Origin of the sequence: Massilia sp. DJPM01 (genome assembly GCF_030348125.1) — a bacterium.
GTDB classification, from domain to species: domain Bacteria; phylum Pseudomonadota; class Gammaproteobacteria; order Burkholderiales; family Burkholderiaceae_D; genus Telluria_A; species Telluria_A frigida.
The window spans coordinates 63,171-76,735 of the sequence record NZ_JAQOZV010000013.1; the positions used below are offsets into that span (position 1 = coordinate 63,171).

Genomic DNA, 13,565 nt, shown 5'->3' on the forward strand with positions numbered 1-13,565 from the left:
AAAAACGATACGGGGCAAGCCAGGCCGGCTAACGCGTCCGCACCACCATCAATCCGGCGCGCAGACCGACGCGCACATCCGGGTTCGGGAATACTACCAGCTCCTCCGGATGTTTGACGGCGTACACGATGTCGCCATCGGTGGCGATCACCTGCCCCTGCCCGAGCGCGGTGAAGTTCTGCGTGCCGCGGTCGAACGCCATCGTGAAAGCGTCGCTATGCTTGATGATCTCTTGCGCCACATCGAACACGTGCGGTTCGACTTTCGGCCCGGCCGGCTTGGCACCGCGCAGCAGGTCGTCGAGCGCGGTGCCGACGTCGGCGAACAGGCTCAGATCGTTCTGCCCCAGGGTACCGACCCGGCCCAGTTCCACGGTGCTTGCCGCCGCGCCGTGAAACTCGGCCGAATAATAACTGTACGTTCCGGCCGACTGCGGATTCATGACAATGGCGCCGATGGCGGCCTGGCCCAGCCAGGCGATCAGCGCACACTTGCCCTCTTCCGCGATCAGGTCCGGCACGATCGCAAACGTCGGGTACACCGACGGCCGGATCGCCGTATGCAGGTCAAGGTGCCAGCGATCCGGCCCGGCACCGTCGAAGAACGCCACCGTGGCGGCGATCATGGTGTCTGCGCGGGCCGCTTCCGCCGCGCTGGCGAGCGAGCCGCGAACAGGACGGAACATCCGGTTCAGGTCCGCATCGATGAAGCGCTTGCCGGCGGCGATGGCGTCGATATTGCCGACGCAGACCATCAAGTCCACCGCCAGCGCGTCCGGTCCCTGCGACAGCGCATCGAGCACGTACGCCAGCACTTCGATCGGACCGGTTTCATCGCCATGCACGCCGACCGACACGATCACGCTGGCGCAGGCGGGCGCCTTGCCGGACTTGATCGTCACGATGCCGGGCGCCGGTTGCAGCACGCTGAAACCGGCATCAAGGAAGCGCTTGGCCAGCACGCCGAAATCGGCGCCGGCCAGCGCCCGCACGGCGGCGGGAAGCGCCTGCGCGCCCCCTTCCGCTGCCGTTGGTGGAACGTAGGCGGTCATTTACGCCGCCACCGGCGCCGCGTTGGTCGCCTCGGACAAGGCCCACACGTCCAGCATCGCCTGTTCCAGGTCGACCGCCGGCGCGTAGCCCGACAAGCCCATGGTGTTGGTCACCACTTCAACCGCTTCCAGGGTGTCGCTGCCATCGCTGGAACGGGCCAGCACTTGCTGCAACAGGCGTTGCTGGGTGCGGCGCAGTGCCTGCATCGCGTAGTTGCGCAACTGCTCCTGCGACTTGCTGTGCGGCGCGAGCTTGAGGCCGCGTTCCAGCGTATCGATGCCGGCCTGGCCGCGCAGCGCCATCCCCACCTGCAGGAATTGCGCCAGACTCATGCCCGCCGGACGGTTGACCGACACCGCCGCGAACAGGAAGGTGGCCACCGCTTCGATCGCGTCGACCGCTTTCCAGGCATGCGTGAACGATGCAGGCAGGGACACGAAAGCATCGGCATCGGCAGTTGCCGGCAGCAGCTGCTTGAGCATTTCCGGCTGGGCGAACAGGCGCGACAATTCTTGCATGCCGCCCGTGGCGCTTGGTGCCGACAGCACGCCTTCGACGATCGCCTTGAACAGCACGCGGGTGCGCGCATCGACCTTGACCGACACAGCGCGCGGCACGCTCAAGGCATCCGCATCCAGGGCGGCGAAGATCGGCGCCAGGTGCAGCGCGGACCACGACTGGCCCCAGGCCTTGACCACCTCGGTCTCGTCGACCTGGTGGGCGCTAGCGAGGTCGCGGATCATCAGCGGACCGCAGCGGTTGACCGATTCATTGGCCAGCACGGTCGCCAGGATCGCATTGGCCAGCGGGTGCGCCAGCGCGTTACGGGTAGCGACCAGCTGCGCCGGGAAGTAAGGCTTGAGCACCGACTCGGCCCAGCTCAGTTCCGTCAGCGGCAGCGCGGCCAGCAGGCGCTTGAAGCGGTTCTTGACGTTGGCAATCACCACCGCCAGTTCCGGCGCCGTGAGGCCGGCGCCCAGCGTCTTGCGGCGCTGCAGTTCGGCGTCGGTCGGCAGCTGTTCCAGTTCGCGCGAAAGCGCACCTTCCGCTTCCAGGCTGGTGATCAGCGCCGCGTAACCGTCGACCACCGCAGGGTCCACCTGGGCCTGCACTTCGCGCACCAGCAGGTGGGTTTGCAGGGTGTTGTCGCGCAGGACCAGGTCTTCGATGTCCAGGGTCATCTCGTTGAGGATGCGGTTGCGGTCAGCTTCCGGCAGTTCACCGGCATTGACTTCCGTGTCGAGCCAGATCTTGACGTTCACTTCATGGTCCGAGCAATCCACGCCGGCCGAGTTGTCGATCGCATCGGTGAAGATGCGGCCACCGGCAAGGGCGAATTCGATACGGCCGTTCTGGGTCGCGCCCAGGTTACCGCCTTCGGACACCACCTTGCAGCGCAGCTGGTTGCCGTCGACGCGGATATTGTCGTTGGCACGGTCCTTGACCTGCGCGTGGGTTTCGGTCGATGCCTTGATGTAGGTACCGATGCCGCCGTTGTAGAACAGGTCCACTGGCGCGAGCAGGATGCGGTGCATCAGTTCTTCAGGCGGCAGCACGGTTTCGGTGATGTCGAGCGCGGCGCGCACTTGCGGCGACAGTTCGATCGAACGGGCGCTGCGCGGGAACACGCCGCCGCCCGCCGAAATCAGGTCCTTGTTGTAGTCTTCCCACGACGAGCGTGGCAGCGCGAACATGCGCTCGCGCTCGGCGAACGAGGTAACGACGTCCGGAGTCGGGTCGAGGAAGATGTGGCGGTGGTCGAACGCGGCCAGCACTTTCAGTTGGCGCGACAGCAGCACGCCGTTACCGAACACGTCGCCCGACATGTCGCCCACGCCGACCATGGTGATCGGGGTGGTGTTCATATCGTGGTCCATCTCGTAGAAGTGGCGCTTGACCGCTTCGAACGCGCCCTTGGCGGTGATGCCCATTTTCTTGTGGTCGTAACCGTTCGAGCCGCCCGACGCAAACGCGTCGCCCAGCCAGAAGCCGCGCTTGACCGCGATGCTGTTGGCGATGTCCGAAAAAGTTGCGGTGCCCTTGTCGGCGGCGACCACCAGGTACGGATCGTCCTGGTCGTAGCGTACCGTGTCCGCTGGCGGCACGATGGCGCCGCGCACGCGGTTGTCGGTCACTTCCAGCAGGCTGGCAATGAACAGGCGGTAGACTGCTTCGCCTTCAGCGGCGATGGTTTCGCGCACGGCGTCCTTCGGCATCTGCTTGCAGACAAAACCGCCTTTGGATCCGGCCGGCACGATGACCGCGTTCTTGACCATCTGCGCCTTGACCAGGCCCAGCACTTCGGTGCGGTAGTCTTCCATGCGGTCCGACCAGCGCAGACCGCCACGGGCGACCGGGCCGCCGCGCAGGTGCACGCCTTCGAAGCGGCGCGAGAACACGTAGATCTCGCGGTACGGACGCGGTTCCGGCACCAGGGCCAGGTTGCTGGTGTCGAACTTGAAGATGATCTTGTCGCCTTGCTGCTCGTTCTGGAAGTAGTTGGTACGCACGGTGGCCAGGATCAGGTCGACCAGGGCGGCGACGATTTCCTCGGTGTCGGCATGGTTGACGGTGGCAAGGCTGGTCTTGATGGCGGCGATGCGCTCGGCCGCGGCCAGGCGCTGCTCTTCCGGCACGGATGGATCGAAACGCTGGCGGAAGCCTTCGACCAGTTCCTTGACCAGCACCGGCTGGCGGCGCAGGGTGTCGGCCATGTAGCGCACCGAGAATTTGCTGCCGGTCTGGCGCCAGTAGCTGATGTAGGCGCGGATCAGCTGCACTTCGCGCATGCGCAAGCCGCCTTCGATCACCAGCCCGTTCATGCGGCCATCTTCGGCTTCATTGTTGAACAGCGAGGCAAACAGTTCCTGCGCCACGGTCACCACGTTCGGCTTGGCCAGCTTGGCCGCGCTTTCGGCGTCGACCGCCAGGCTGGTAACAAAATGGCGGCTGCCGTCGGCCACGGCAATCGCGTACGTCTGTTCGCGGTCGATGGCAACGCCGGCATTATGCAGCGCCGGCAGGATGCGCGACAGCGACGGCACGCCGTCCACCGAGTACAGGCGGATGGTGGCGCTGCCGGCGTCGTCGGACTCCACACGCACCGATACGCGGCCGGCGTGGCCGTTGTGCAGGATGGCATTGAGGTCGCGGAAGGCGACCGCCGGCGCGGTGGCGCTGACGTAGTTGACCGGCAGGGTCGAGCAGAGCTTGCGCAGGGTGCTGCGGGTCGGTACATCGAACACGTTATCGGTCAGGGCGGCGAACTTGTCGTGCCAGCCGTCGAGCACCGACAGGAGCGGCTGCTGGATATCGGTTTCGAGGTCGAGCGGATTGCGCGCGGCGTGGGCGATCAGGTACACGCGGGCCAGCGGGCCGTCGGCCACCAGGGTTTGCGAACGCACGTCGGTCGCGCCCGAGCTTTCTTTCAGCGCGTGGGCCAGGCTGGCGGCAACGCTGGCGCTGTAACGCTCGCGCGGCATGTAGACCAGCACATTGAGGTGGCGCGCGTAGACGTCGCGGCGCGCGAACACTTTGGCGCGCGGCTGCTTGTACAGCGACACGACCGAGCTGCACACCTGCGACAGCCATTCCGGATCGGCTTCCAGCGCTTCGGTGCGCGGCAGCGATTCGAGGATTTCGAGGAATTTCTCGGCACGGAAGCCTTCCTGGCGCACGCCGGCCAGGCTCAGGACCTTGGCCACGCGGCCGCGCGCGAACGGCAGGCGCGCCAGCGGGGTGGCGGTGGCGGCGCGGGTGAACAGGCCGACGAAGCAATGCTCGCCGCGGATATTGCCCTGGGCGTCGGTGTCGCGCACGCCGATGAAGTCGAGCGGCTGGTCGCGGTGCAGCGTGCCTTCGACGTCGGCCTTGACGATCGACAGCGCATCGAGGCGCTTGGAGAGGGTATCGAAGTCGCCCGGAATATTGGCCAGGCAAGTGCCGTAGACCGGGTGCGAGGTATCCTGCAGCACGCCGATGCGGCTCGGGATATCGCGTTCCAGTTCACGCTCGCCGGCCTTGACGACGTAGTAGGCGTAACCGAACGGCTCGAAGCCTTCGTTCTTGGCCCACTCCAGGAAGGCAGCGGCTTCCTGGCCTTCGGTGCCGTTGGCGGCGGCAGCAGCGGCCACCGCGGTCAGGCGGTCGCCCATCGCGACGGAATCGCGGCGCACCACGGCGGCGTCGCGCGCCACCATGTGCAGCTTGGCGACCAGCGCGGCCAGTTCGTCGGCGCCCAGGTCTTCGGCCAGCAGGCACAGGACCACGGATTCGAGCGGTGCGCCGGCTTCGCCGACGGCGACGGCGGTGCCGCTGGCGTCACGGCGCACGGCCAGCACGGAATTCATCACGCCATTGACGGCCACGCGCTGCTTGCGCATCGCCATGACGATCGAATCGACCAGGTACGGCATGTCATCGTTGAGGACCAGCAGGGCCGTGGCTTGTCCGCCGCGGCCATCGGAGTAGCGCAGCTGCGCGATCTGGCAGCCGGCGGCGGTGCGCCGGGCTGCTTGCGTAAAGCCGTCGCGCAGGACCGGCGCCAGATTGCCCGGCGACGTGCCCGCGAGATCTTCGTCGTCGAGCGAACCGAGCCAGGCGGTGATCAGGGCCGGCACCTGGCCGCCATCGGCGGCAGGCTGGCTCGCATTGATCAGGTCCAGCGTCTGTTTACGCAAATCTTGTGGCATCTGTTTCATCGTTGCTTCTCCGTTGCTTGGTTTGTATTCCATCGGTCCGGCGCCTGCTTGTGGCGGCGCGTTCGCGATTTGCAGGTAGGCGGGTTTACCCGCCCAAATAGGGGGCACCGTCCGGCTGGCGGTATTCTACGTCAGGTCGTACAGGCCGGGCAGTCCCAGGATGCGGCTCAACTCCTCCAGTGCGGCGCTGCATTCAAGCGCCAGCTGGGGGTCGGCCAGGTCTTTCGGTTCGAGGTGGTCGCGGTAGTATTTACCTACCCACGCGACCAGGGTGTCGTACAGCGCCTCGGTCATGATCACGCCCTGGTGCATGGCCGCGCTTTCCGCCCCGGTGAGCGCCACGCGCAGGCGCAGGCAGGCAGGCCCGCCGCCGTTGCGCATGCTCTGGCGCAGGTCGAAGTGAATCAGTTCGTCGACCGGGCCGCCGCTGGCGACCAGTTCTTCGAGGTAGCGCGCCACGGCGCGGTTTTCCTGGCATTCCTGGGGAATCACCAGCGCCATGGTGCCGTCAGGCTTGGTGAGCAGCTGGCTGTTGAACAGGTAGCTGGCCACCGCGTCGCCCACCGCCACCACCTGGCTGGCCACGCGGATCGCCGTCAGTTCGGTCTCGACGCCGGCCAGCGCATTCCTGAGCGAATTCAATACCGCGCCTTCGTCGTGGAAGGCTTGCTCGTGATAGAACAGCACATTGCCGTTACCGACCGCGATGACGTCGTTGTGGAACACGCCCTGGTCGATCACGTCCGGGTTTTGCGCGGCGAACACGGTGCGTGCCGAGTCCAGCCCGTGCAGGCGCGCGATGGCTTGCGACGCTTCCAGGGTCTGGCGTGCCGGGTATTTTTTAGGGGCCGGCGCGGACGGATCGAACTCCACCCGGCCATAGGTGAAGAACTCGACGCCCTTGCCGCCGTGGGAGGCGCTAAAACGCGTATGGTTGGCAGCGCCTTCGTCGCCGAAGGCCGACGTTGGCGGCAGCGCTTCGTGCACCGCAAAATGGCGCTCGTCGGCGAACAGCGCGCGCAGCGTGCGGGTCGATTGCAGATGCTCTTCCGAGCGGTGCAGCTTGTTATTCAGGTTGGCGGCCGTGAAGTGCGCGCGGCCGTCGAAGGTGTCCGCCGACGGGCTGACCGTGGCCGCGTTGGCGGTCCACATGGATGAAGCCGAATAGGCGCACGCCAGGATCACGGGCGCCTCGCGGTAGGCACGCGCCAGCACGTCGGCGTCGGTGCCGGTGAAGCCGATGCGGCGCAGCAGGCGGAAGTTGGGACGCGCCTGCGGCGGCATGACCGCCTGCGCAAAGCCGCGCGCGGCCAGTTCGCGCATCTTGGCCAGGCCCTGCAAGGCCGCCTCGCGCGGGTTCGACGCGCTCTTCACATTGCTGAAAGAGGCGACGTTGCCGAACGAAAGGCCGGCGTAGTTATGGCTCGGCCCGACCAGGCCATCGAAGTTGAATTCGCGTGCGCTTTGCATGGTGGATCCTAGAAAGTGAGACCGGGCGACAGCTTGGCCGGCATGTCAAGTTCGCTCGTTTCGATCGAAGCGACCGGATAAGCGCAATAGTCGGCCGCGTAGTAGGCGCTCGGGCGGTGGTTGCCCGACTTGCCCACGCCGCCGAACGGCGCGCTGCTTGCCGCGCCCGTGGTGGGGCGGTTCCAGTTGACGATGCCGGCGCGTGCCTGCACCGAGAACTGCTTCCACAGCGCTTCATCGTTCGACAGCAGCGCGGCGGCCAGGCCGAATTCGGTGGCGTTGGCGACCTTCACGGCGCTGGCGAAATCCTTGACGCGGATGATTTGCAGCAGCGGTCCGAACCACTCTTCGTCCGGGATGCCGGTGGCGTTGGTAACATCGACGATGCCGGCCGTGACAAAACCGGCGTTCGGGTCGAGCTGCTTCATTTGCAGCAGCACGGTGCCGCCCTTGGCTGCCATGTCGGCCTGCGCCTGCACCAGGCGCGCCGCCACGGCGCTCGATACCACGGGGCCCATGAACGGTTGCGGTTCGGCGTTGGACGCGCCCACGGTCAGGGTGGATGCGACTTCGACCAGGCGTTTCACGAAAGCTTCGCCGGCCGGGCTGTCCTGCACCACCAGGCGGCGCGCGCAGGTGCAGCGCTGGCCGGCCGAGATAAACGCCGACATCACGGCGTGATGCACGGCGGCGTCGACATCTTTGACGTCCCACACCACCAGCGGATTATTCCCGCCCATTTCCAGCGCCAGCATCTTGCCCGGCTGGCCGCCGAACTGCTTGTGCAGCGCGACGCCGGTCTGGCAGCTGCCGGTAAACAGCACGCCGTCGAGGCCCGCATCCTGGCCCAGCGCGACGCCGGTATTGCGCCCGCCGTTGACCAGGTTGATCACGCCGGCCGGCACGCCGGCCTGCTGCCACAGCTGCACGGTCTTGATGGCCGTGCGCGGTGCGTACTCGCTCGGCTTGAACACCACCGTGTTGCCGGCGATGAGGGCCGGGACGATATGGCCGTTGGGCAGGTGGCCGGGGAAGTTATACGGGCCAAACACGCCGAACACGCCATGCGGGCGGTGACGCAGCACGGCATCGCCGTCGGCGACCTTGGCCGCCACTTCGCCAGTGCGCGCGCCGTAAGCCTGCACCGAAATATCCACCTTGTTGGCCATGGTGGCCACTTCGGTGCGGGCTTCCCACAATGGTTTACCGACTTCTTCGGAAATGGTTTGCGCCAGGTCCTCGGCGTTGGCCTTGAGCAGGTCGCGGAAGCGGCCGCACAGGGCGATGCGTTCGTAGAGCGGGGTCAAGGCCCAGGCGTCGAAGGCGGTGCGCGCGGACTGCACGGCGCGCGCCACATCGTCGGCGGTCGACTCCAGGCTGCTCCAGGTCTGCTTGCCGGTGGAGGGATCGATGGTGACAAGTTCAGCGCCGCTGCCGGCCAGCCACTCGCCGTTGACGAAGTTACTTACTACGTTACTCGAATCAGACATGGACATTTTTCCTTACATTGAGTGACAGCGTGCGAACCGTGTCGCCGCCTTGGCAATGCAGCAGCGCCTGTTCGTCCGGGGTCAGGGCAAGCTTGCCCGAGACCGGATTGGCGTGTGCGACGATCATGCGAAAATCATTGAGCTTGGTGTTCGATACCAGCAGCGGATCGGTATCAAGCGGCGTGGCGCCGGCATCGACCGTGGCCACCGTGCTGTCGCGCATGGCGCGCAGTTCCGACACGCGCGCCTGCAGCACCGGGCCGGCGTCGAAAATGTCGACGTAGCCTTCGAAGTGCATGCCTTCCTGCTCCAGCAGGCGGCGCGCGGGGGCGGTCGACAGGTGCACCTTGCCGATCACTTCCTGCGCCGATTCGGGCAGGTAGGCCACGTACAGCGGCTGGCGCGGCATCAGTTCGGCGATGAAGGACTTCTTGCCCATCGCCGTCAGGTGATCGACGTGGTTGAAATCCATCTTGAAGAAGTGGCGTCCCAGGCCTTCGTAAAACGGCGAGCTGCCGTCGTCAAGCTGGTAGCCGCGCATTTCGGCGATCAGCTTGGCCGTGAACAGGTGCGGGAACTGGGCGATGAACAGGAAGCGGCTTTTCGAGAGCCACTTGCCGTTGTTCCCGCTGCGGTAATCCGGATGCAGGAACAGCGAGCACAGTTCGGTGGCGCCGGTCAGGTCGTTCGACAGGTACAGCGTGTCCATGCGCGTGAACACATCGAGTTCGCGGCTGGAGTGGACCAGGGTGCCGATGCGGTAGTTATAGAACGGCTCGTCCAGGCCGACCGCGCCCTTGATCGCGCACACGCCGGCCAGGCGTCCGCTGGTGGTGTCTTCCATCACGAACATGTAGTCGCGCTGTTCGGGCGGGATGGTCTCGGCAAAGGAAGCCACGGCCACCGAGACACGGTCGCCCAGCATCTTGCGGTCCGGTTTGAGCGTGGTCATGCCGCTGCCGACCTGGCGCGCCAGTTCGATCAGGGCATCCAGATCGGACGCGTGAATTGCGCGTACAACTAGCATAGGGTTCTCTTTCAGATTCTGACGCAAATGACGTTATCGCCCGGGGCCACCATCAGCGCGTCCTGCGCGTCCTGCGGCAGGAAGACGGTGTCGCTGCCTTCGGCGGACGGGCACGAGACGGTGATGGCGCGGAAATTCTGCTCGTTGCTGGCGGCGACCGCGTACATCACCGGCAGCTCGGACGACATGCCCGCATCGAGCGGCGCCACGCGGCGCGGCATCGAGCCGGCGAAGGTGCGCAGCGCGTTCTTGTGGGCTTGCAGGATCGGGCCGCCGTCGAAGATATCGACGTAATCGTCGGCCTCGAAGCCTTCCTCGGTCAGCAGGTTGAAAGCGAGTTCGCCGTCGCCGTGGATCTGGCCCATGGCCGCCTGGGCGTCGCCCGGCAGCAGCGGCACGTAGACTGGATAGTGCGGCATCAGTTCGACGATCAGGGTGCGGTTGCGCGCGCCGCCGATGACCCGTTCGGCCTCGAGGAAATCCATCTTGAAGAATTTGCGGCCCAGCGCTTCCCAGAACGGCGACTGGCCGTTCTTGTCAGTGACGCCGGCCAGAGGGACGAAGAAGCGGTCGCCGAAACGGTGCGGCGCGAGTACCGCGAACAGCAGGCGTGCGCGCGACAGCAGGGCCGCTTCCAGGCCCGCCGAACTGCGGTTGGTGACGTAAAAGCCGGACAGCTGGGAGTACGCGGTCAATTCCGAGCAGAGCGTCAGCGCATGCACGCTGTGGCTGATATTGAGGTCGCGCGAGACCTGCTGGATGACGTCGTTACGGAACGAAAAATAGGTGCCGTTGGAACCGGCCGACGCGAAGATGGCGGCGGTGCCGACAATGGCGCGGGTGGCCTGCTGTTCGAGCACGAAGAGGTACGACTCTTCGCTCGGAATGTCGACATGGGCGGCGAAGGAAGCGATCGAACGTTCGACCGAGGCGGCGATTTTCTCGCGCGTCTTCGGCAAGGTATGCACGCCCGGCATCGTCACTGCTGCCAACGTTTCGAGGGCGTCGATATCCGACAGTTCAACCGGACGGACAACAAACATGTGATTTCCCTTTATAGGCAAAGCGTGCCGCGGCCGGCCGCGGCGAGTGCCGCGCCGGCCGTGTCCAACTGATTACTTGGCGGGAGCCGCGTTGAGCATGCCGTCGACGGCGGCGCGCAGGATGCGGTCGGCCTCGGCGATCTGTTCGTCGCTGACGATCAGGGCGGGCGCGAAGCGCACCACGTCGGTGCCGGCGATGAGCAGCATCAGGCCGAGCGCTTCACAGGCCTTGGTGATGTCTTTCGCACGGCCCTTGAACGCTTCCGCGACCGGCAAGCCAATCAGCAAGCCGCTGCCGCGCACTTCGCCGAACACTTGCGGGTAGTCGGCGGCCAGTTTGCGCAGGTTGGCGAAGATATTGTCCGACGCTTCCTTGACGCGTGCCAGGAAGGCTGGCTGGTTGATCGTTTCGATCACGTTCAGCGCCACGGTGGCGGCCAGCGGATTGCCGCCGTAGGTGGTGCCGTGCGAGCCGACGCCGAAGTGGGCTGCGATCTCGTGCGTGGTCAGCATGGCGCCGATCGGGTAGCCGTTGCCGAGTGCCTTGGCGCTGGTCAGGATGTCGGGCGTGACGCCCTTGTCCATGTAGGCGTACAGGGCGCCAGTGCGGCCCACGCCGGACTGCACTTCGTCGAAAATGAGCAGGGCGCCGGTTTTGTCGCACAGTTCGCGCAGCACTTTCAGGTAGGCCGGATCGCCTGGAATGACGCCGCCTTCGCCCTGGATCGGCTCGACGATGACCGCGCACACGTCGTCGCCGATGGCGGCGCGGGCCGCTTCGATATCGTTGTACGGAATGTGGTGGATCTCTTGCGGCAGTGGCTCGAAGCCTTCGGTGTATTTCGGCTGGCCGCCGACCGACACGGTGAACAGGGTACGGCCGTGGAACGACGACAGGCAGGAAATGATGCGCGACTTGTGCGGGCCGAATTTGGTGTGGGCGTACTTACGCGCCAGCTTGAGGGCGCCTTCGTTCGCTTCGGCGCCGGAGCTGCAGAAGAACGCGCGGTCGGCGAAGGTCGCTTCGGTCAGGGCCAGGGCCAGGCGCAGGACCGGCTCGTTGGTGTAGCCATTGCCGAGGTGCCAGACGTTGTTGAGCTGAGCGGTCAGGGCGGCGACCAGGGTCGGATTGCAATGGCCGAGGCTGGAAACGGCGATGCCGGAGGTGAAATCGAGGTAATGCTTGCCGTTCTGGTCCCACAGATCGAGGCCGGCGGCGCGCACGGGCACCATCGCGGCGGGCGCGTAGGTTGGGACGAGGACGTCGTCGAAGGTTTGTCTGGTCACCGGCCGCGTGGTTGCACCCGTTTCAAGCTTTGCGTTCATGGCATTCCTCATCCAATGTTAGTAGGGCGTACCAGGGGGAAACCGCTGGGCACGTCGGACCATTATAAGAACAGCAGCCCCAAACATCTTTTGAATACGCGACAAGCATTTTCATTTTTGCTCGCCGCCAAAACTTCCCCAACCGGGGTCTGACCCCGGTGAAGCACGCCCACAACCGGGGTCTGACCTCTGATTAGAAATTAATTGCCGAAAAGCTGACAAAAGTGGCGTCCGGCGCACCCGGCGACCGTGCCGGCACGAAAACGTGCGCCCAACGTTGCCGATTCAGAGGCATGATCCGTGGACGATGCGCAATTATTGCTAATCAGAGGTCAGACCCCGGTGTGGACTTCCAATTATTGCTAATCAGAGGTCAGACCCCGGTGTGGAGTTGAGGTGGGTGGGGCGGCGAGTTTGCGCTGGCGTTCTTCGCGCGGGGTGTTGCCGAACAGGGCGCCGAAGGCGGTCGAGAAGTGCGAGCCGCTCGAAAAGCCACACATCAGCCCGACCTGGACGATCGAGTAATGGGTGTCGAGCAGTAATTGGCGCGCGCGCTGCAGCCTCAGCTCCAGGTAGTAGCGCGATGGCAGGCTACCCAGGTATTGCTTGAACAGCCGCTCCAGCTGGCGCCGCGATATCCCCACCAGATTGGCAATGTCGTCCGTCGACAGCGGTTCTTCGATGTTCGCTTCCATTAAGGTCACCGCTTCGGTCAGCTTGGGCTGCAGCGCGCCGAAACGCGCCTGAAGCGCCACCCGCTGCCGCTCTTCCTTGCCGCGCACGCGGTCGATGCACAGCGTTTCCTTGATGCGCGCCTGGACCCCCGCCCCGAAAATGATCTCGACCAGGTTCAGCGCAAAGTCGATGCTGGCCGCGCCGCCACAGCAGGTGAGCCGGTTGTCGTCGATCTCGAACAGGTTCGGGGTGAACACGGCACGGTCGGCCACCGTGTCGACCTCGGCGTACAGCGCCCACGGCAGCGCCGTGCGCACGCCGTTCAGCACGCCCGCGTCGGCCAGCCACAGCACCCCCGCCCCAACCCCGCCCCAGAACGGCGCGGCGCGGCAGCGCTCGATCAAAACGCGGCTGTTGGCCGGTTTCAGCGAGGCTTGCGCTTCGTCCGCCACCAGCAGCACCAGATGCCAGTGGCGCTGGGCGTCGGCGGCAAACTTGTCGGGACTGCGCACGTCCACGTGCAAGCGCTCGGGACCGAGGATCTTGGCAGCCAGGCGCAGCGGCTGGAACAGGCCGGCCCAGGTCAGCGCGTCAGGTTCGCCGGCGTTGATGAGGAGCACGCGCAGCGGTGTTTCTTGCGCCAGGCGGGCGAGTTTGGCTAGTGGCATTGGACGGGCATGGGTGCGTCTGCAAAGTGCGTCATGACAAAAGGACCAGCGCCAGCAAGGCGCCGCGGATTTCCATTGGCCGACTATCATACCGGAGATCAACGAACCTGCCCG

Annotated in this window: 8 protein-coding genes; all 8 read right to left on the reverse strand. The window is 65.5% G+C overall.

Translation table 11 applies throughout. The annotated features are described in order from the left end of the window. Nucleotides 1-28 precede the first annotated feature (28 nt). Complete coding sequence (locus PO883_RS11020) at nt 29-1,051, reverse strand: succinylglutamate desuccinylase (protein ID WP_289309799.1); 1,023 nt, start codon at nt 1,049-1,051, stop codon at nt 29-31. Next, the gene (locus PO883_RS11025) at nt 1,052-5,752 is read right to left on the reverse strand and encodes an NAD-glutamate dehydrogenase domain-containing protein (protein WP_289309800.1); all 4,701 of its coding nucleotides are present in this window, start codon (nt 5,750-5,752) and stop codon (nt 1,052-1,054) included. Nucleotides 5,753-5,878: 126 nt separating this feature from the next. Next, nucleotides 5,879-7,222 carry an N-succinylarginine dihydrolase gene (gene astB, locus PO883_RS11030; RefSeq protein WP_289309801.1) on the reverse strand — a complete coding sequence of 448 codons (1,344 nt, stop codon included), beginning with the start codon at nt 7,220-7,222 and terminating at the stop codon, nt 5,879-5,881. 8 nt (nt 7,223-7,230) lie between these two features. Further along, nucleotides 7,231-8,712, reverse strand: coding sequence for a succinylglutamate-semialdehyde dehydrogenase (gene astD, locus PO883_RS11035; protein ID WP_373890051.1), 1,482 nt, complete (start codon nt 8,710-8,712; stop codon nt 7,231-7,233). Then, the gene (gene astA, locus PO883_RS11040) at nt 8,705-9,739 is read right to left on the reverse strand and encodes an arginine N-succinyltransferase (protein ID WP_289309803.1); all 1,035 of its coding nucleotides are present in this window, start codon (nt 9,737-9,739) and stop codon (nt 8,705-8,707) included. The genes astD and astA overlap by 8 nt, the downstream gene beginning before the upstream one ends. An 11-nt stretch (nt 9,740-9,750) precedes the next feature. Further along, entirely contained in the window at nt 9,751-10,782 is a 1,032-nt protein-coding gene (locus PO883_RS11045; protein ID WP_289309804.1) for an arginine N-succinyltransferase, read from the reverse strand. Nucleotides 10,783-10,854: 72 nt separating this feature from the next. After that, nucleotides 10,855-12,108: an acetylornithine/succinylornithine family transaminase gene (gene astC / locus PO883_RS11050; protein WP_289309805.1), complete on the reverse strand. Its 1,254-nt coding sequence runs from the start codon at nt 12,106-12,108 to the stop codon at nt 10,855-10,857. Between the two features lie 362 nt (nt 12,109-12,470). Then, entirely contained in the window at nt 12,471-13,451 is a 981-nt protein-coding gene (locus tag PO883_RS11055; protein WP_289309806.1) for a GlxA family transcriptional regulator, read from the reverse strand. Nucleotides 13,452-13,565 lie beyond the last annotated feature (114 nt).